This is a genomic window from Bacillus sp. V2I10 (assembly GCF_030817055.1).
In the GTDB taxonomy this organism is placed as follows: Bacteria; Bacillota; Bacilli; order Bacillales; family Bacillaceae; genus Bacillus_P.
Genome location: NZ_JAUSYV010000001.1, coordinates 3,830,336 through 3,847,787 on the forward strand (window position 1 = coordinate 3,830,336; position 17,452 = coordinate 3,847,787).

The window sequence follows — 17,452 nt, forward strand, 5'->3', positions numbered from 1 at the left end:
CTGTAGTTATATATTAGTATATAGATAATGAAGAAATGCACTTAAAATTACGGGCAGGATAGTTTAAGTACATGAATGAATATAACGAATTGGAGGAGGATAAATGAAAGCAATCGTGTACACAAAGTACGGTCCCCCCGACGTTCTACAACTGAAAGAGGCAGAAAAACCTGCTCCTACGGATAATGAAATACTGGTAAAAGTAAAAGCTGCAACCGTAACAGCAGCAGATATTCGGGTACGGAGTTTTACAGTTCCTCTCTCTTTTTGGCTGCCTGCTCGAGTAACACTTGGTTTTAGACAACCCAAAAAAACTACATTGGGGATGGAGTTAGCTGGGGAAGTTGAGTCAGTAGGCAAAGACGTCAAGCTGTTTAAGGACGGTGATCAGGTTTTTGCAGCTTCCCAAGTGGGTTTTGGTGCATATGCAGAGTATAAGTGTCTGCCTGAAGATGGACCAATATCTATTAAACCATCCAATATAACTTATGAGGAAGCAGCAGCGATTCCCATTGGGGCACGTACAGCATTGTATTATCTTAGAAAAGCTAACATTCAGAGTGGACAAAAAGTCCTTGTCTATGGAGCTTCAGGAAGTGTAGGAACTTATGCAGTACAGATTGCCAAGCATCTCGGAGCAAAAGTTACAGGAGTCTGCAGTACCACGAATTTAGAATTGGTAAAATCTCTGGGAGCCGATCAGGTAATTGACTACACTACAGAAGATTTTTCGAATAAAGGCGAGACTTATGATGTTATCTTTGAAGCGGTAGGCAAGAGTTCGTTTTCAGCTTGTATGAAATCGCTAAAGAAGAACGGAACCTATCTAAATGTCACTGTTCCTTTACCAGGTTTTCGAATGCTATGGACTAAATTGACAAGCAGCAAGAAACTAATATTGAGTCAAAATTCACCTGAAAATTCCGAAGCTCTAAACTTCCTCAAAGAACTTGTTGAGGCAGGAAAGTTAATAGTGGTCATTGACAGATCCTATGCGTTTGAAGAGATCGTTGAAGCCCATAGATATGTCGAGAAAGGACACAAGAAGGGAAATGTCGTCATAACTGTGGAACATAACAACAAATCCTATAAATGAAGCACTTTTCTATCAAAGATTAGAGCAGAGGAAATTCTTTTGATGGTTTATTGAAAATCTGTATAACAGGGAATATGTTTATAGGTTAGGAAACCACGGATACACAAAAGTGAGTTTTCATTTAAGATAACGTCAAGCTATCATTAAGCTAACGGGTTGCTTTAATTGAAGCAAAACAGCAAAATCAACGCTCAGAGCGATAATCTCTGAGCGTTTATGTTTGTTATTTGATAGGCAATTTTTACTGCGAATTAAAGTGTTATTGGTTTTTCTCCACATTATCGGAACTACTTAACTTAAGGGGCACTCTTCTTATTCTGCGTTTTCTGTTTCAGTTAATACGCGATTTACGCGCTTCTCAAGCATTTTCATGCCGCTGCCGCCTGCCTGGAAATGACGAAGAGCTCCAGTTTTATCAAATACATAATATGCAGGCACATATTGATTGTCAAAAGCATCTGTCAGCTTGTGCTCGCTGTCAACGAAAATCGGCTGAGTGATGTCATGCTCAGATGCTACTTTTTTAATATCCTCTATGTTAAGATCATCTTCTGATCTAGGCATATGAACGGCAATTACGTTCAGCTTATCTTTGTACTGATCTCTGAATTCATTCACCTGGGGCATTGCCTCCTTGCAAAGATGGCAGCTTACAGACCAAAAGTGAATGAGCGTAGGTTTTTCCCCGATTAAATCTTCTTTTGTCTGCTGACCGTTCAGCCACTCCACAGCACCGTTTAATTCCGGCATTTGTTCGCGTAATTTCATTGTAAATTCCTCCATTACTTGTTTAAAAAAGGCCTAACCGAGAGTTAGACCTTCCTTTTCATTTAAAACTTATAGAGTTGCTTGTCCTGGCTTCCAGTTAGCTGGGCAAAGTCCGCCAGTTTGCAATGCTTGAAGCACACGAAGTGTTTCATCTACATCGCGGCCGATGTTGTTGTGGTTTACAACAGTATATTGAAGCTCGCCGTCTGGATTGATGATGAATAGTCCGCGAAGAGCAACACCCTCATCTTCAATTAACACCCCGTACTCGCGTGATACTACATGGTTCGTATCAGCTGCAAGCGGGAATTTCAATTCGCCAAGACCGTTTTCTTTGCGGTCTGTGTTGATCCATGCTAAGTGAGTGTGAATTGTATCCGTTGAAACACCGATTACTTCAGCGTCAAGGTCATCGAACTCATCGTAACGGTCAGACATAGATGTAATTTCAGTTGGACATACAAACGTGAAATCCATTGGATAGAAGAATAATACTGTCCATTTATCGTTTTTCAAGTTTTCTTCAAGACTTACTTTACCAAATTCTTTGTTAGCCATTACAGCATCCATTTCAAATCGCGGAGCTTGTTTTCCTACCATGCGTTCTGCCATTATGTATCCCTCCAAAATGTATTTTGATATCTGATATCGATATCAGCTTAATTGAGAATAATCAAATGATTTTCTCAACTGTCGACATAATTCTTTTTCACATTGACCATTATAGAGCAAACTATATTTCTAGTCAATGTTAAATAATAATTAATTTAATATAGACTGAGTAAAAATGAATACATCAATTGGTATTCCCTTTTCTGTGCAAAATCAATCATCAAATATCTGCAAAATGCGATTCATTTCAACAAATTAAGTTTAACATGCAGATCAGAGGGTAACCAAATAATTAGTCTTGCTTTTAATTGCACAGAAAGGATGTTGTACATTGGAATTTATTGATTTACTGAACAAAATCAATTGGGCAGGCCTTATGACAACTGCTGGAATTATCACTTTAAAGCTGATTGGGATCCTGATTGCTTTTGTCGTGGTGAGAGCGATTGGCACAAGGATCGTTAATAAGACCTTTGTACGTGTGCAGGAGCGCCAGTCCATTTCAATCGGCCGATCAAGAACACTTCAAAGCTTAACATTAAATCTCTTTTCTTATATTCTGATTTTCATTTTTGTCGTTATGGTGTTCGAGGTATTTGAATATGATGCGACTGCACTGCTTGCCGGTGCCGGTGTTGTCGGTCTTGCCATCGGTTTTGGGGCTCAGGGGCTTGTAAGCGACGTGGTAACAGGTTTCTTTTTACTTCTTGAAAAACAGCTTGATGTGGAGGACTACGTTACGACTGCAGGATACTCAGGAATTGTTGAACAGGTTGGACTGCGGACGACTCAGATCAGAAGCTTTGACGGCACTCTGAACTTTGTGCCGAATCGTGAAATTATCAGCTTAAGCAATCATTCGCGCGGAAATATGAGGGTGCTCGTAGATATAGGAATTTCATATGATGATAATATAGATGAAGCCATCGCCGTCCTTCAGGAAGCGTGCGACCGCATTGCCGCGGAAGATCCGGCGATCGTTGATGGACCAAGCGTCATTGGCGTTCAGGGTTTAGGAGCTTCAGATGTTGTGATCCGCATCATTGCCAAAACAGAAAACATGATGCAATGGGGTGTTGAGAGAAATCTCCGCAAAAAATTAAAAGAAACACTTGATGCCCATGGTATTGAGATACCGTTTCCGCATCAGGTTTTTGTAGAGAAAAAGGCGCATGAAGTACAACATTAAAAGAAAAGCGGAACTGCCTGTTTAGCTCTGACAGAAAAGGCGCTTTTTGCCTTTACTGCCGGTGCCGTTCTGGCCGAGGTATTGGGCGGCGGAGCTGGACAGAATAAAGCGAAAATTAATAATTCCTGCTAAAAAAAGCTGCCATCCGGCAGCTTTTTTATTTGTGTGCTATCGCATTCTGCTCTCAACATGCTGGCAAATTTCATCTGCCGTATAACCGCTTGCACTGAATACAGAACCATTTGTCACCGCATTGCTGATCCCCATGACATTGGAGTCTTGCCCTGTGATGATGCAGAAGTCACAGCCTTTAGCATCTTCTTCATTTCGCAATTGAACAACTTCATAACCTTTTTCCTGAAGAGCAGCTGTTACATCTGATAATGATTGTTCAACACCTATTTTTGGCATTACATCCACCTCCTATCACTAATGTGTCACATGGAAGGGACGTTTATTCTTTGATTTTAGTTTGCTTTATACAGAAAATATTTGCACATTAGCTGAACTGCCGCTTCAATCGCTTCTTCCTTTGGCTGCAGCTTGGAATGATGGAGTCCATATGGGGATTCCACTCCAAGCCAGAACATAAAGCCAGGAATTTCATCAAGCATATATCCGAAATCCTCGCCTGTCATGGCTTCACGGCATAATACAACCTCTGTATCGGTATTTACTTTCGTAAAGTCCATAAATTCTTCCGTAAGCTCGTGATGGTTATATACTTGGTGGTACATCGAGCCATAATCAATAACCGCCTTGCATGAGTAGCCGATTTCAAGACCATGGACAAGCGCTTCAATCCGCTCCTTCACTTTTTCCATTGATTCTACAGAGAGCGTGCGGATGGTGCCTTCGAGTCTTGCATTCTCTGCAATAATATTTTGTACTGTCCCGCCGGTAATTTTTCCGAAAGTAATGACTGCACTGTCCAGAGGATCAACATTCCTAGCCACTACAGACTGGAGCTGTGTGACCAGTGATGCAGCTGCAACGATCATATCCTGAGTCGTATGAGGATATGCTGCATGTCCGCCCTTGCCTTTTAGGTCAATAAACAGCTCAGATGTATTGGCAAAAAGCAGTCCAGGACGAGTTGCAATTGTTCCTACCGGATATTCAGGCGCAATATGAAGAGCTGTAATAAGATCCGGCTTCCACTCTTTCATGATATCACTGCGTAGCATCGGCTCAGCTCCGCCTGGCCCCTCCTCAGCAGGCTGAAAAATAAAAAGGAGATCGTCTCTTACCGGATTTTGAACAAAATAAGTGATAATGCCAAGGGCAATAGTCATATGAAAATCATGCCCGCAGGCGTGCATGCGGTCTGGGTGGTCTGACTGAAAAGAATATTCCGTTTCTTCAATAATCGGCAGCCCGTCCATATCCGCGCGATAGGCAATTGTTTTCACTGGATCGATCCCTTTTACTTTTACAAATATTCCTGTTTTCCACGTTTTGATTTCCAGTCTTTCAGAAGGCAGGGAGCCTAAATAAATCAACAGATATTCCTGTGTTTTAAACTCCTGAAAGCCAAGTTCAGGGATACGGTGGAGATCCCTTCGAATATTAATTAATGCTGGTAATTGATCCATAATGCTTCCCCCTTATACCTATAGAGAAGGCGTGGATGAAAGTCATCCACGCCGAAAAACAGAAAATTGTATTATAGCTGTCTTAATTCTTGTTTGATTTCTGTTTTTGATTTTGTTTTTTCGTCGATATCTTTAATCTTTCGTGCAGGTGTACCAGCTACCACTGTATAAGGGGCAACATCATCGATCACAATCGCACCAGCAGCAACAACCGCTCCTTTTCCGACCGTAACGCCTTCAAGGACAACTGCATTAGCTCCGATTACAACATCATCTTCAATGACAACAGGTTTAGCTGAAGGCGGTTCAATTACTCCCGCAAGTACAGAACCTGCGCCAATGTGACAGTTTTTGCCGACGGTTGCGCGTCCGCCAAGGACTACGTTCATGTCGATCATTGTACCTTCACCGATGACAGAACCGATATTAATAGAAGCACCCATCATAATAACAGCATTATCGCCGATTTCCACTTGATCACGGATGATCGCGCCTGGCTCAATACGGGCTTTGATGCCTTTCATGTCAAGCAGAGGAATCGCAGAGTTGCGTCGGTCGTTTTCCACAACAAAGTCTTCAATTTTTGCCTCATTTTTTGTCAAAGCCTCTTGAATTTCAGTCCATTCTCCAAAAACAACCCCGCTGTTTCCATTTAAAAACGTTTTTGTAGAAGATCCAAAATCAATACCTTCAATGTCACCTTTTACATAAACTTTTACAGGTGTCGATTTCGTGCTATTTTGAATAAATGAAATAATCTCATTTGCATCCATCATTTTCATATGTATTCCTCCTTCAGACTATGTACTTCATTACTGTATCAAAGGAAGTGTTTGTTGACAAGCTGATTGTCTGCATAATTTATGAGTGCACAGAAAGTTTGACACATTGTGCAAACTGACGGCCGAACTCTATACAGGCTTCCTCCTGCTTACCACCTGGAAAACACTCAATTTTGAGGCTTTCGATTGCAAGAGAGCCGTTATTTTGCTGAATTTTTTCAGCGAGCAGATCAACCGCACCGCAAAAAATATCATAAGCTGTATCGCCTGAACCAAATAAAGCGATGGTTTTATCCGAAAAATCATAATCGTCCATCTCATCATAAAGATCCAGCATTTCATCAGGCAGATCCCCATCTCCCCATGTATAAGCACCAATTAATAAGTGATCGTACTCTGAGAAAGCAGAGCCGTCAATATCCATTGCTTCAAACTTCTCTGCTTCTGCGCCCGTTTCTTTTAATCCTTTTTCAATTAAATCGGCAATGGCTTCCGTGTTGCCTGACATGCTTGCATAAATAATTGCTGTTTTCCCCATTTATTCAATCCCCTTTCTTAATGAACCACTGCTGAATAACCGTACAAGTCACCCTTTTTGCTTTCATGAAGTCCTGCTGCAAAAAAAGTACGTCCGCTGCCTGCAACCCTGAACGCATGTCCTTTTATTGTTTCTGCAGGAAAAAGAGCCATGGTATCTTCATTTAATGCATATATTCTGGAAAAGCCATACTTATCCTGGCTTGACGCGGCATACGTGATCGTCTCATCACAAAAAACATCCAAAAAGGCTTCTTCGCTGTAAATATTTTGACAGCTGACCCAGTTAAGGTTATTCCCATCATTTAAGTTTGCCATTTCAATACTTCCTGCTTGCCCTTTTGCAGAGCCTCTGCAGATAAGAAGGTTTCTATTTTTATCAACCGCTATTGAAGAAATCATGGAATAAACCTCCTTTTTAATTCTTGAAAAGGAGCCGAGATTACAATCATATTTCCACAAACCTCCGTGCGCTGCATGAATCTGTGTGCCGATAAAAAGCTGATTTTCGTGAAGATAGAGAGATCTGATAACAGGCTTTGACGTAAAGTGCTTAAACGGCTTGATGCCCTTCCATGACCTCCCGCTGTCACTTGAAAGATAAATAGTATGTTTCCCATGAATAATGACAGTTCCGTGATCATCACCTGCAATCGACCAAATGGCTGCTGTTGTGGGCAGGTATGCTTCAGTGCTCGTGAAATCCAGTGTATTCAATCGGAAAATAAAGCCTTCTTCACCGACTCCGAACAAATATGAACCAAGCAATTTTAAGCTGCGGATTTTCTTATCAATTCTCAGAAGCTTTTCCCAGTGCTCATGGCCGTCAAAAAAATAAAGCCCTTCATTTTTTATTGAAACAAAATATCCGTTACCCGCTACTTTTTCGACTGCAGTTGCCCCTCTATGTAACATTCAATGCCACCCTCCCGCTTTTTGCACACCATTTAGAAAAGACTTCAGCAAACCTGATGCATTCAGAAATGTCCTCATCCGTTTCAGGGGAACCCTCTATCTTCAGCAAGTCTGTAAAAACATCCGCCCCCGTTTCTGTAAATCTTCCATGTAAGATGTCAACCGCCTCGCAAAACTTCGGATATGAGTGATCTCCCGAACCAAAGCACCCGATTTTTTTGCCTGTAAAATCAGCGTCAGAGAGTTCTTCGTAAAAGTCCTCTGCTTCATAAGGAAGATCTCCATCCCCCCATGTATAAGATCCTGCAAGTATATAATCGTATTCCTTGATACTTTCGCTATCACAAACATCCATTTCTTCGTATGTAACATCCATCTCGTCTTCTTGCAGTCTTTTTCCGATCAGTTTAGCAATATCTTCTGTGTTTCCTGACATACTCGCATATATAATAAGAGTTTTTTTCAAAAAAGCCACCTCTTTAATTGATAATGATTTTCATTTTCACAATTAACTATAAATGATATTGATTCTCATTGTCAATGATGATTTGCAAAAAGAAAAGCAACTTCAGATGCAAGCTGCTTAATGAATTGCTTTATTATTCTCTTTTAAAACATCAAGAAATGCCTGAACCTGCTTTAACTTAAAAGAGGATTCAAATCCAAGCAGCCACGTATCCCTGACAATTGGCTCGCCTTGTTCATTCAGCAGCGGTATTTTATAAATATCCCGTTCATCATCAAGCAGTGTGACGGATGGCAGTATGGCGTAGCCAATGCCATTGTAGGCCATTTGTTTGCAAGTTTCGATTTGATCCACAACAATGGTGCGTTTTGGACTGCTTTGAAAATGTTTGTGCCACCAATCCTGAATTTCCTGATAGTAAGATGAATCGCTTTTAAATTGAATAAAAGGTCTTTCTGTTTTAATAAGGTCCTCAACCTTCTGAATTTCAGTATCTACTAAATACAGAGTATCTGTTAGTAAATGCTGTTTAACGCCTTTCCACTCAGGATTTCCCCTGATGATTCCGATGTGAACATGATCCTCGTACATGCTTTTTAAAATTTCACTGCTCCAGCCTGTTATGAGCGATATTTTTGCATGCGGGTATTTACTGACATACTGCTTTAAGATGTTAGGAAGCCAGTGCTGCCCAATAATTGACGCAACAGCTATCTTGAGCGTTCCATGAACCTCTCCTTCAAGCTCTGATATTTCTTCTCTCAGTTTCTCTTCTTTTTTTGTTACTTCTTTTGCAAAGGCCACAATTTTTTCTCCAGAAGGAGTGAGAGTGAGTCCTTTTTGAGAGCGGATGAAAATCTGAAACCCCCATGATTTCTCAATCGACTGAAGTCTTTGAGACAACGCAGGCTGAGAGACAAACAGCCGTTCAGATGCTTTTCGCATATTCATTTCCTCTGACAGAACAACAAGCATTCTTAATTCGGTTAATTGCATCTATATTCTCCTTGATAAGTTTTTCTTATATTATAAGCTAATTTTTTCAACATTTCATAATCATTAAAGGAAGAATATACTAATTTTAGAAAAACATTTTTATCGGGATGTGATGACAATATGGAATGGCCGATTTTTTTCATTGGAATTGCAGCGACATTTATCGGAACTCTTGCGGGCAGCGGAGGCATGATCAATATGCCGCTCATGCTGCTTTACGGCTTGCCTGTTCATACAATCATCTCCTCAAATAAATTTGCCAATACTTTGAGCTCCTTTTCAAGCTTTTATGTGCTGCTGAAGAAACGGGAAATTCATTTCAAAGAGATTTTGTATACAGCCCCTTTTACACTATCAGGAGGAATTGCCGGAGCTTATTTCACGAGCAGGATTAATGAGAACATGATGACCTACATCGCTCTTTTTCTGCTGATCTTCGCATTGGGATTAAATTTTTTTAAAAAGCCCAAGGAGCAAAACTCGGGGGAGAGCAAAATTAAAAAAAGACTCTATCCTCTAGTCTTTGGGATTGGCGCTTATGACGGCATGTTCGGACCAGGTCAGGGCACTCTTCTGATGTACACATTCCTTCATCAGGGTTTTTCGTATATTAAATCCGTTGCGTTTACGAGATTTCAAACGTTTTTAAGCTGTTCTGGCGCATTTGCCACATATGCAATGGCCGGAATCATGAACTGGACGATCGCACTGAGTCTTGCGGCCGGAAGCATTATTGGAGCACAGCTTGCGGTGGGATTTGCGAGTAAGCTCAGTTTTTCCCACGCTTCTTTGCTGATACGGCTGATTACCGTTCTGATCATCATCCAGTTATTTTATAATCTTATTTTTCAGGAGGGAAAGTGAATGAGTTTATCGATCGTAAAGCTGCATCATATCCAGCTGTGTGCACCATTTGAAAAAGAAGAAAAAGCACGTGAATTTTACTTAGAAAAATTGGGTTTCCAAGAAATAAATAAACCCGATTCTCTTTTAAAAAATGGAGGGTTCTGGTGCAAAGCCGGAAACGCAGAGCTTCATATTGGACTCGAGGAAATGGAAGGGGCAAAGGGCAAACGTCATCCTGCCTTTCAGGTAGAGGATCTGAAAGCTTCAAGATGCTTGCTCGAAAAATATAAAATCAAGATTCAAGAAGAAACAGAGATTCCCGGAATTCAGCGGCTTTCTTTTTTTGATCCCTTTGGAAATAGAATTGAGCTGCTTCAAATACAGAGAAGCGGAGTGGACAGCTCAATATAAAAAAGCATAAGAGGTTTCCCCTCCTACGCTTTTTTTCTTTCTTTAGGCAAAATTAAAACCAGCAGAAAACTGATGAGTGCAAACGCAAAAACAACCATGTAAACACTGTGAAGGGATTGCGTCAAACCGGCTTTTAACGCCTGAATAGCCTCGTTTGAAAGCATGGATGCAGATTCAGAGCTTAACAGCTGATTCACGGAATCCAAGTTGACCGATTCATTGATTCCCTGTTTGTTAAAATAGGATTGTAACCTTGTATTTAGAATCCCTCCTAAAAGGGCAGCTCCAATTGTATTGCCAAGCGTTCTCATAAACATATTTGCAGCTGTCGCTGATCCTCTTTGCTCCCAGCTGACTGTGCTTTGAATGGAGACAATAAATGCTGTCGTCGTCATTCCCATGCCAATCCCGACAATAAACGACCCTAGGGCTGCCCACAATGGGCCGTCATCAGGGCTTAAATTTAAAAAAACAAGACTTCCTGCAATCAGGGCGATTCCCCCAATAACAGAGGTTGTCCGAAAACCAATTTTCAACAGCAGATTTCCCGATACGGTGGCTGCAACCGGCCATCCAATCGACATTGCTGTCAGTGTAAAACCTGCGACTATTGGCGTTTGGCCCATTACTGCCTGAACAAATGCAGGTAAAAAGGACGAAATGCCAATCAGCATGACCCCAGTAGTCAGCGATGTCATATTCGCTATAAAGATGCTTTTCTCTCTCCAAATTTCAAAAGGCATCATAGGCTCTTTTACACGATTTTCTTGTCGAATAAATAGGACAAAAGAAAGAATGGCTGCAGCAGTCAGAAAAAGAATGGGAGCAGACAGCCACGGCCATCTGATACCGCCTTCAACAAGGACGGCCATTGCTGTACTTATAGACGCAAATAAGAGGAAAGCGCCTTTGTAGTCAATCGAATGCTTTTTCCTCTCCACATCTTCATGGAGATACAGCACCAATCCAGCTATCGCCAATAGCCCAAGCGGAATGTTAATCCAAAACACAAATCGCCAGCTGACAAATTGGACGAGCAATCCTCCTATTGCCGGGCCCATGATTGCTGAGATTCCCCAAACGCTGGATAAATACCCCTGTATCTTAGCCCGTTCTTCCTTCGAATAAATATCCCCTACAATCGTTGACGCTACCGGCATGACAGCTCCTGCACCAAATCCCTGGACAAATCTCGCTGCAATCAGCCATTCCATCGAATTCACCAATCCGCAAAAAATGGAGCCAACTAAAAAAACGGAAATTCCAAATATCAATACTGGCTTTCGCCCGAATAAATCAGAAAGCTTTCCATAAATTAAAACCGTAACGGCATTCATCAGCAAATAAGAAGAAAAAACCCAGCTGTATAGAGAGAAGCCTCCAAGCTCGCCTACAATCGCAGGCATGGCGGTGGAAACAATTGTCGCCTCAATTGCTGCCATAAACATAGCAAGCATGACAGCCGCAAGAACGAAGGGACGCTTCATGTTAGATGATTGCTTTTTGATTTGTTCTTTTTCAAGTACTGCCTGTGTCATATGATTTCCCTCCCTCGGGGACAGCAAAAACAAAAGAAGGAGGCATGCTCTCCTTCTCTAAAGCGTTATCTATTATCTGTCTTTGATTTTCATTTGTTTTTTCAGTTCTTTTAAAATGGCGCGTCTTGTCAAAATCCCTTCAAACACACCTTCCGCGTTCACTACGCAGACAAAAGAATGGTCGATGACTAAATCTAATCCTTTTGACAAAGGATCATTCATTAACAGACGCGGAATATCAGAATTCATCGCTTCTTCGACTTTCATTTCTTCAAGTTTTTCAAATTCGATTCTCTGGAGGCCAAGAATCGCATCCATCATCATATTTGTGCCGAGCAGCCCGTGAAGCTTGAAAAAAGGATCAAGCACAGGTACCGCTGTATATCCCGTTTTTGTCAGAACCAGCAGTGCGTGCTCAAGATTATTCCCCACTTGCACATGTGCAACTTTATCAACAGGTATCATATACTCTTCTATTGTTGAATCATTTAATAATTTGGTTGTATGTAGACTAATCATATGTTCTTCCTCTCTAAAAAAGTTCAGACCGAACAATAATACCCCTTCTTGTCTTTTTTGAAACATCTCTTTTTTATTTTACCACAAAGGATACGCTTACTCCGACAGACAGAAAGTGGTTTTAATTATTTCGGATCCTTTCATGTTCAATCCTATGCCTTTCTGAAATTTATTTCAGGTCTTTCGTGATGAATTCCAAGACTTTCTGATTTAATTCCTAGACTTTTGGATTTAATTCCTAGACTTCGGATTTAATTCCTAGACTTCGGATTTATTTCCAAGACTTTCGAATTTAATTCCGAGACTTTCGAATTTAATTCCAAGACTTTCGAACATGATTTCAAGACTTTTAAAATTAACTCCGCATAATAGTGACCGACTAGCAATTCCATTTTCATGAAAACGCATACACCCTATACTATATCACAAAAAAAGATACTCTAACGCAGAGTATCAAACATATGTATCTCTATAGTTCAAATCTGATTCGGTCATACAAGCTTACAAGCTTCTGATACGTTGCGTTATCTGTTTGTTTGGTGCCGCTCTCGATTTCGTAAATTTCGCTGCTGATCAGTTCCAGTGCATATTGCTGTTTAAGCAAAAGCTCCACTAAAAATTTTTGATCGTCTAATGAGAGTATTTCAACTGCAGAATTCATTTTTTATTGCCCCCTTATTAGTTAGAGTAATCAATTTTTCCGATTTGCGTCAACCGCAAATTCCGACACATTCTTTACTTTGTGAATCGATTGGCATAGCTGAATGCTGTATAGGAGTCAGGCTTTATTTTTGCTTCTATTCCCATCGCCTGAATTCTTCCTGTCATCTCCTGGATCAGGTCTTTAGTTAGTCCTTTTCTCCCAATATCAAGATGAATTTCAAACAGCAGATCTGCCCCTTCATCTGAAAAAGGAATCAGAATTTCTGCAAGCTCTGCAAGATAGCTTGTTGTAAAAGCGTAAGCAAGTTCCTGACTTAATGTTGTCTCCATTGAAATTTTTTCATGCAGGCTATCAATCGGTCTTGGGATGACCGTATTTTTCAAACAGCCCCATGCCCCTTTTCCAACACGGTGAACATGCACTGCTGTTATAAACTTGGTATCGTGCTGATGCACTTGAGAATCCGTTCCGATGGACAATATATATTCAGAACGCGGATCATTTGAAATGAACGTTTTAATTCTTTCAATCATAGCTTCAAATGACATACTTCCTTCAGACACATTATAAAAGATAAAGTGATCAGTCATATGGCAGCTCCTTTTCAAGAAAAGAATACGGAAACAACATATTATATGCTTGGCTGTTTGGAGTGTTGAGTAAAATTGGCGTAAATTTTATAGTATATTTTTTCCTCACTCTTCCATTTTTAAACTGGAATCCGTATTATAGCCTTTCCCTCTTATCATGGAGCTTTTTACATCGCCCTCTTTTCTGAAATTCCATTTAGTTATAAGACGCCCGTTTCATCGTGAAAGTTTCGATTTTTTAAAAATTTTTTTTAAAAATATGATGACGACTTCGTTGGATTGCACTATGAAAAGTAAAAGATTTATTTAAAAAATTTCTTAGTGAGAATTTTCTTAAGCTGGGCTTGGAAAATCTGCTAATTATGTTGATATTCTATGATGCACTTTTTTAGGCAGGAAGACGTTTTTTTGCCACCATTCGTCGTTTGGATGCACTTTTTTCTGCCAAGACACACTTTTTTTGCTCCATTCACCGTTTTGATACATTTTTTTCTGCCAAGATGCACTTTTTTTGCTCCATTCACCGTTTTGATTCCTGATTTGGCACCCTTTATAAAGATACCCATCAAAATGGGCAATATCATTCCTCATATTTATGTACGAACATTTTATCCAACAATTAACTACAGAGCGATTATTTTATAATTTTCTATTAAAGAAAAAAGCAGCCAATAAATTTGGCTGCTTTAACCTTTTTTCGTTTGAATATTACGCATATGATAATTGCAGTTGGAACACGAATAAATGACATTTTGATTGGACTGGGCAGTCAGCACTTCCTCAAGAGGCTGCTGCTCATGACAATTTGGACAAATGACGCTTGGTTTCGTATTCATCAGTTCCCTCCTATTTATTGGAGCAAATCAAAAATTTCAATTGCGATCATATCGATATTGTCAAATTGATAAGATTGAGGCTTTTCATCTTTTTGAAATACTTCTAATTCGAACGTATCGGTTTTATCAAAGTATTTAACACTGCAACGTTTTTCACCCTCTACTTCAAAGAAGCGCTGGTTGGGTTCATTTGAAGTCGCGTTTTCTTGCAGACTTTGAAGTCTAGTAATGATACCTAAAAGCTGTGACATTAGTATCACCTCCAACAGAGTGAGTCAACTTGAGGTCCGCCTTCGCCTCTAGTTTGTGCGTCCTTCTTTATTCTATCCATCCATTTTAGACTGAAAATAAGTCAGAATATTCGCATCGTTCTTTACATTAGGAGACTGCAAATTTAAAATGGTAGTGATGGGAGAAACAAATTTTTTATCGATCACAAGGGGGTTAAAGATAAATGTCGCTTGTAACCAAAATTGATGAACGTTTAGCAATCATTGATAGTCATGATTTAGGGATGACGGGTCGGACAAGTTCCTATGTATTACTTGAAGAGGATATCACACTTTTTGAGCCTTCATCAAGTCCTTCTGTCCCACATATTAAAAATGGGTTAAAGGAAATTGGAATAAAACTTGAAGATATATCCAATATCATCGTGACTCACATTCATCTCGATCACGCTGGGGGCGCGGGTTTACTGCTTGAAAGCTGTCCCAAAGCAAAAGTGATTGTGCATCCGAAAGGCGCAAAACATTTAATTGATCCCTCGCGTTTAATAGCAGGGGCAAAAGCGGTGTACGGAGATAAATTTGAAGAATTGTTTTCACCGATTGTACCGATTCCAGAGGATCGCATCGTAATAAAAGAGGACGGAGAATCACTCCGGATTGGCCGCGATTCTGTCCTTGCCTTTTATGATACACCGGGACACGCCAATCATCACTTCAGTATTCTTGACCATAAAAGCAACAGCATGTTCACAGGTGATACAATCGGAATTTTTTATCAGGAGCTGCTGCCAGATGGTCTTGAATTTTATTTGCCTTCTACCTCACCGAACCAATTCGATCCTGAAGCAATGGAAAAATCAGCTGCCTTTTATGAAAGCATGAAACTAAATGCCCTTAATTTCAGTCACTACGGCGTCAGTACAAATCCCAAGCACGCCATAAACGCGATGAGAGAATGGCTTCCTATTTTCATCGAATGTGCCCAAAAAGGAATGGATCTCACCAAACCTTTTTCTTTAGAAAATGCTGTAGAGCATGTTAAAATAGAGCTTCAAAATCAAGTATTTTCCTACCTTGATCAACAGGGAATTCCCAGGTCTCACCGCGTGTATAATATATTAGGTTTAGATTTATCGGTCTGTGCCATGGGTCTTGTTGATGCATGTTATAAAAAAATGAAATCAGGTACATAAAGGAGTCTCTATGTCACAGAGTAAACGTGTTGAAGTTTATACACAGCCTGACTGCCCGCCATGTCAGATTGTAAAGCAATACTTAGATCATCTTGAGATTGACTATACCGTATTTGACGTTTCGAAAGATTCCAAAGCAAGAAACAAATTGGTTCAGGAGTTGAAGTCATATTCAACCCCCACAGTTACAGTAGATGGAGAGATTGTCGCAGGTTTTGACCTGCAAAAGCTTGAAAAATTGCTTGGCCTTTCATAAAACGTTTAAAAGCCGGACACCGATATGTCCGGTTTTTTATATGCTGCTGAACGCATTAGACTTTTTGCAATTTCATCAAAATCTTCTTTTGAAATTCCCGGAGCGAATTATTCTGGAACTTCATTTAATTCAGGAATCGGCGGTGCAAAGATCTTTTAGAATTTAAGTCAAAAAAAAAAACAGAAACAAGATGTCCCTGTGTATTACTCCCCGTAATAGGCAAAATCAGTTTGCGGCTGATAATTATCGGTTAAAAAGTTTTTGGCTTCAAAATAGGATGTCCGCAAAAAGGAAAGTTCCTTATAATCTTGAAAAGGTTCCGCTTCTTTTAAGTCCGTAAGCGTGTTCGAGAAAAGCATGCTTACATTAATCGCTGAATCATCTTCCTTTTTTTCTTCAATTTCTTCAGCTTTCGGCTCTTCTTCAGAGGAATGAATGGAGGAAATTTTATAGGTTCCGTCTTCCTCAATAAATTCAACTGTTTCAAAATGGTCATCATAGCTGACAGGTCCTTCTTCTTCAGCCGGGAAAAATTGATAAAGCTTTAGCTTCCTGTTTTCACTTCCGAACTTCATGTTTTCTTCGTAATTAAAAAATGGAATGCCAAATGGTGTGAAATCACTGCCGTACACGATATATTTATCTTCACCTTTGTGAACATTTTCTTTCATATACCCATCAATAAATTTATCCGTAAAGTATGGATCTAATGTTTTTTCGATTTCTTCAAGGGAGCGCTCATTTTCCGTGAGAGTGAGCTGGGTCTGCGCAGCCTCCCTTGTCAGGTCAGCTGCCTCTTCTTGATCAAACGATGACTGTGCAGAGCCTGCATGTCCAAAACCATAAAACAGAATAAGTGCGGCGAATGTGCTTGAAATGAATTTCATTTTTTATCCTCCCACCTTTTTTTCGCATCGTATGTCTTAGTCTCTAAATTTTATCAGACTAATTGTTGTTTCAACTCAACTTTCATCCACAAAATACCATCATATTCTGACATTTTCTCTTATATTATTCATTACCCTTATAAAAAAAGGATAATCCTGAAATTTCAAATCAATAAAAAAACAGCGGCAAATGCCGCTGTTTTACCAGGATCTTGTGAAGGCCAGATAAAAAATAAAAAGTAATAAAAACCCTAAAAAAAAGATCCAAGTCAGAAAAACTGGATTTCGAAGATACGGATGCTTTTGAATCTTTTCATTTATTGGAGTATCTATTTCACTTTTCCTTGCATCTACCAGTCTTCCCACGCTCAACGTATAGAGAAGTCCTCCCGCGACAATCATAAAAGCGAGAATAGCGAGGGCCATCGTGAATTTATCCATTGTGTCACTCCTTCTTTATAAGAACTTATCCGAAGCGGTCTTTCCGATACACTAGTGGTTATTCCGCTTTTCTTATTAGAATGAC

The 17,452-nt window shown here is 40.0% G+C and carries 23 protein-coding genes; 6 read left to right on the forward strand and 17 right to left on the reverse strand.

Annotated elements, in window-relative coordinates; translation table 11 throughout:
* Positions 1–103 precede the first annotated feature (103 nt).
* A complete protein-coding gene (locus tag QFZ72_RS19345; RefSeq protein WP_307436555.1) occupies positions 104–1,096 on the forward strand; it encodes an NAD(P)-dependent alcohol dehydrogenase in 993 nt (330 codons plus the stop codon).
* A gap of 312 nt (positions 1,097–1,408) precedes the next feature.
* On the opposite strand, the gene QFZ72_RS19350 is transcribed toward QFZ72_RS19345, so the two are convergent.
* Positions 1,409–1,864 (reverse strand): TlpA disulfide reductase family protein, encoded by a 456-nt coding sequence (locus tag QFZ72_RS19350; RefSeq protein WP_307436558.1) that lies wholly within the window; start codon positions 1,862–1,864, stop codon positions 1,409–1,411.
* 69 nt (positions 1,865–1,933) lie between these two features.
* Entirely contained in the window at positions 1,934–2,476 is a 543-nt protein-coding gene (locus QFZ72_RS19355) for a peroxiredoxin (RefSeq protein ID WP_307436560.1), read from the reverse strand.
* Between the two features lie 376 nt (positions 2,477–2,852).
* On the opposite strand from QFZ72_RS19355, the gene QFZ72_RS19360 reads away from it, so the two are divergent.
* Entirely contained in the window at positions 2,853–3,665 is an 813-nt protein-coding gene (locus tag QFZ72_RS19360) for a mechanosensitive ion channel family protein (RefSeq protein WP_307439871.1), read from the forward strand.
* Positions 3,666–3,833: 168 nt separating this feature from the next.
* Here the strand turns inward: QFZ72_RS19360 and QFZ72_RS19365 are convergent, their stop codons facing one another.
* The 7 genes from QFZ72_RS19365 to QFZ72_RS19395 form a co-directional block, all read right to left on the reverse strand.
* Positions 3,834–4,076 (reverse strand): YkuS family protein, encoded by a 243-nt coding sequence (locus tag QFZ72_RS19365; protein WP_307436563.1) that lies wholly within the window; start codon positions 4,074–4,076, stop codon positions 3,834–3,836.
* Between the two features lie 56 nt (positions 4,077–4,132).
* The gene (locus tag QFZ72_RS19370; protein ID WP_307436566.1) at positions 4,133–5,260 is read right to left on the reverse strand and encodes an N-acetyldiaminopimelate deacetylase; all 1,128 of its coding nucleotides are present in this window, start codon (positions 5,258–5,260) and stop codon (positions 4,133–4,135) included.
* A 71-nt stretch (positions 5,261–5,331) separates the two neighbouring features.
* Positions 5,332–6,042: a 2,3,4,5-tetrahydropyridine-2,6-dicarboxylate N-acetyltransferase gene (gene dapD / locus QFZ72_RS19375; RefSeq protein ID WP_307436569.1), complete on the reverse strand. Its 711-nt coding sequence runs from the start codon at positions 6,040–6,042 to the stop codon at positions 5,332–5,334.
* A 79-nt stretch (positions 6,043–6,121) separates the two neighbouring features.
* Complete coding sequence (locus QFZ72_RS19380; RefSeq protein ID WP_307436572.1) at positions 6,122–6,580, reverse strand: flavodoxin; 459 nt, start codon at positions 6,578–6,580, stop codon at positions 6,122–6,124.
* A gap of 17 nt (positions 6,581–6,597) precedes the next feature.
* On the reverse strand, positions 6,598–7,494 hold the full coding sequence (locus QFZ72_RS19385) for an exo-alpha-sialidase (protein WP_307436574.1): 897 nt from the start codon (positions 7,492–7,494) through the stop codon (positions 6,598–6,600).
* Positions 7,484–7,960: a flavodoxin gene (locus QFZ72_RS19390; protein WP_373464610.1), complete on the reverse strand. Its 477-nt coding sequence runs from the start codon at positions 7,958–7,960 to the stop codon at positions 7,484–7,486. Before QFZ72_RS19390 ends, QFZ72_RS19385 begins: the two co-directional genes overlap by 11 nt.
* A gap of 117 nt (positions 7,961–8,077) precedes the next feature.
* Positions 8,078–8,956, reverse strand: coding sequence for a transcriptional regulator CcpC (locus QFZ72_RS19395; RefSeq protein WP_307436579.1), 879 nt, complete (start codon positions 8,954–8,956; stop codon positions 8,078–8,080).
* 120 nt (positions 8,957–9,076) lie between these two features.
* Here QFZ72_RS19395 and QFZ72_RS19400 point away from each other — a divergent pair, with 120 nt between their 5' ends.
* Together QFZ72_RS19400 and QFZ72_RS19405 are read left to right on the forward strand one after the other, a co-directional pair.
* Entirely contained in the window at positions 9,077–9,820 is a 744-nt protein-coding gene (locus tag QFZ72_RS19400; protein ID WP_307436583.1) for a sulfite exporter TauE/SafE family protein, read from the forward strand.
* Positions 9,821–10,213 (forward strand): VOC family protein, encoded by a 393-nt coding sequence (locus QFZ72_RS19405; protein WP_307436587.1) that lies wholly within the window; start codon positions 9,821–9,823, stop codon positions 10,211–10,213. It begins immediately after the preceding gene.
* Between the two features lie 23 nt (positions 10,214–10,236).
* Here QFZ72_RS19405 and QFZ72_RS19410 read toward each other — a convergent pair whose 3' ends face one another.
* The 6 genes from QFZ72_RS19410 to QFZ72_RS19435 form a co-directional block, all read right to left on the reverse strand.
* The gene (locus tag QFZ72_RS19410) at positions 10,237–11,751 is read right to left on the reverse strand and encodes an MDR family MFS transporter (RefSeq protein ID WP_307436590.1); all 1,515 of its coding nucleotides are present in this window, start codon (positions 11,749–11,751) and stop codon (positions 10,237–10,239) included.
* Between the two features lie 72 nt (positions 11,752–11,823).
* Positions 11,824–12,270 carry a cyclic-di-AMP-binding protein CbpB gene (gene cbpB / locus QFZ72_RS19415; protein ID WP_307436592.1) on the reverse strand — a complete coding sequence of 149 codons (447 nt, stop codon included), beginning with the start codon at positions 12,268–12,270 and terminating at the stop codon, positions 11,824–11,826.
* A gap of 469 nt (positions 12,271–12,739) precedes the next feature.
* Positions 12,740–12,931: an antirepressor AbbA gene (gene abbA, locus QFZ72_RS19420; protein WP_307436595.1), complete on the reverse strand. Its 192-nt coding sequence runs from the start codon at positions 12,929–12,931 to the stop codon at positions 12,740–12,742.
* Between the two features lie 74 nt (positions 12,932–13,005).
* Complete coding sequence (locus tag QFZ72_RS19425; RefSeq protein WP_252204927.1) at positions 13,006–13,524, reverse strand: ribonuclease H-like YkuK family protein; 519 nt, start codon at positions 13,522–13,524, stop codon at positions 13,006–13,008.
* A gap of 686 nt (positions 13,525–14,210) precedes the next feature.
* Positions 14,211–14,360: a hypothetical protein gene (locus QFZ72_RS19430; protein ID WP_307436598.1), complete on the reverse strand. Its 150-nt coding sequence runs from the start codon at positions 14,358–14,360 to the stop codon at positions 14,211–14,213.
* A gap of 14 nt (positions 14,361–14,374) precedes the next feature.
* Positions 14,375–14,611 (reverse strand): YkuJ family protein, encoded by a 237-nt coding sequence (locus tag QFZ72_RS19435; protein ID WP_101564785.1) that lies wholly within the window; start codon positions 14,609–14,611, stop codon positions 14,375–14,377.
* Positions 14,612–14,814: 203 nt separating this feature from the next.
* Here QFZ72_RS19435 and QFZ72_RS19440 point away from each other — a divergent pair, with 203 nt between their 5' ends.
* Together QFZ72_RS19440 and QFZ72_RS19445 are read left to right on the forward strand one after the other, a co-directional pair.
* Positions 14,815–15,783 (forward strand): MBL fold metallo-hydrolase, encoded by a 969-nt coding sequence (locus tag QFZ72_RS19440; RefSeq protein ID WP_307436604.1) that lies wholly within the window; start codon positions 14,815–14,817, stop codon positions 15,781–15,783.
* 10 nt (positions 15,784–15,793) lie between these two features.
* Positions 15,794–16,039, forward strand: coding sequence for a glutaredoxin domain-containing protein (locus tag QFZ72_RS19445; RefSeq protein ID WP_307436607.1), 246 nt, complete (start codon positions 15,794–15,796; stop codon positions 16,037–16,039).
* A gap of 203 nt (positions 16,040–16,242) precedes the next feature.
* Here QFZ72_RS19445 and QFZ72_RS19450 read toward each other — a convergent pair whose 3' ends face one another.
* Both QFZ72_RS19450 and QFZ72_RS19455 read right to left on the reverse strand, forming a co-directional pair.
* Positions 16,243–16,926, reverse strand: a complete 684-nt coding sequence (locus tag QFZ72_RS19450) for a DUF3993 domain-containing protein (protein ID WP_307436610.1) — start codon at positions 16,924–16,926, stop codon at positions 16,243–16,245.
* A gap of 201 nt (positions 16,927–17,127) precedes the next feature.
* Positions 17,128–17,367: a hypothetical protein gene (locus QFZ72_RS19455; protein WP_307436612.1), complete on the reverse strand. Its 240-nt coding sequence runs from the start codon at positions 17,365–17,367 to the stop codon at positions 17,128–17,130.
* Between the last annotated feature and the right edge of the window lie 85 nt (positions 17,368–17,452).

Coding starts and splice junctions, on each gene's coding strand:
- QFZ72_RS19345 (WP_307436555.1), top strand. CDS start 104: ATGAAAGCAATCGTGTACACAAAGTACGGTCCCCCCGACGTTCTACAA.
- QFZ72_RS19350 (WP_307436558.1), bottom strand. CDS start 1,864: ATGAAATTACGCGAACAAATGCCGGAATTAAACGGTGCTGTGGAGTGG.
- QFZ72_RS19355 (WP_307436560.1), bottom strand. CDS start 2,476: ATGGCAGAACGCATGGTAGGAAAACAAGCTCCGCGATTTGAAATGGAT.
- QFZ72_RS19360 (WP_307439871.1), top strand. CDS start 2,853: ATGACAACTGCTGGAATTATCACTTTAAAGCTGATTGGGATCCTGATT.
- QFZ72_RS19365 (WP_307436563.1), bottom strand. CDS start 4,076: ATGCCAAAAATAGGTGTTGAACAATCATTATCAGATGTAACAGCTGCT.
- QFZ72_RS19370 (WP_307436566.1), bottom strand. CDS start 5,260: ATGGATCAATTACCAGCATTAATTAATATTCGAAGGGATCTCCACCGT.
- dapD (WP_307436569.1), bottom strand. CDS start 6,042: ATGAAAATGATGGATGCAAATGAGATTATTTCATTTATTCAAAATAGC.
- QFZ72_RS19380 (WP_307436572.1), bottom strand. CDS start 6,580: ATGGGGAAAACAGCAATTATTTATGCAAGCATGTCAGGCAACACGGAA.
- QFZ72_RS19385 (WP_307436574.1), bottom strand. CDS start 7,494: ATGTTACATAGAGGGGCAACTGCAGTCGAAAAAGTAGCGGGTAACGGA.
- QFZ72_RS19395 (WP_307436579.1), bottom strand. CDS start 8,956: ATGCAATTAACCGAATTAAGAATGCTTGTTGTTCTGTCAGAGGAAATG.
- QFZ72_RS19400 (WP_307436583.1), top strand. CDS start 9,077: ATGGAATGGCCGATTTTTTTCATTGGAATTGCAGCGACATTTATCGGA.
- QFZ72_RS19405 (WP_307436587.1), top strand. CDS start 9,821: ATGAGTTTATCGATCGTAAAGCTGCATCATATCCAGCTGTGTGCACCA.
- QFZ72_RS19410 (WP_307436590.1), bottom strand. CDS start 11,751: ATGACACAGGCAGTACTTGAAAAAGAACAAATCAAAAAGCAATCATCT.
- cbpB (WP_307436592.1), bottom strand. CDS start 12,270: ATGATTAGTCTACATACAACCAAATTATTAAATGATTCAACAATAGAA.
- abbA (WP_307436595.1), bottom strand. CDS start 12,931: ATGAATTCTGCAGTTGAAATACTCTCATTAGACGATCAAAAATTTTTA.
- QFZ72_RS19425 (WP_252204927.1), bottom strand. CDS start 13,524: ATGACTGATCACTTTATCTTTTATAATGTGTCTGAAGGAAGTATGTCA.
- QFZ72_RS19430 (WP_307436598.1), bottom strand. CDS start 14,360: ATGAATACGAAACCAAGCGTCATTTGTCCAAATTGTCATGAGCAGCAG.
- QFZ72_RS19435 (WP_101564785.1), bottom strand. CDS start 14,611: ATGTCACAGCTTTTAGGTATCATTACTAGACTTCAAAGTCTGCAAGAA.
- QFZ72_RS19440 (WP_307436604.1), top strand. CDS start 14,815: ATGTCGCTTGTAACCAAAATTGATGAACGTTTAGCAATCATTGATAGT.
- QFZ72_RS19445 (WP_307436607.1), top strand. CDS start 15,794: ATGTCACAGAGTAAACGTGTTGAAGTTTATACACAGCCTGACTGCCCG.
- QFZ72_RS19450 (WP_307436610.1), bottom strand. CDS start 16,926: ATGAAATTCATTTCAAGCACATTCGCCGCACTTATTCTGTTTTATGGT.
- QFZ72_RS19455 (WP_307436612.1), bottom strand. CDS start 17,367: ATGGATAAATTCACGATGGCCCTCGCTATTCTCGCTTTTATGATTGTC.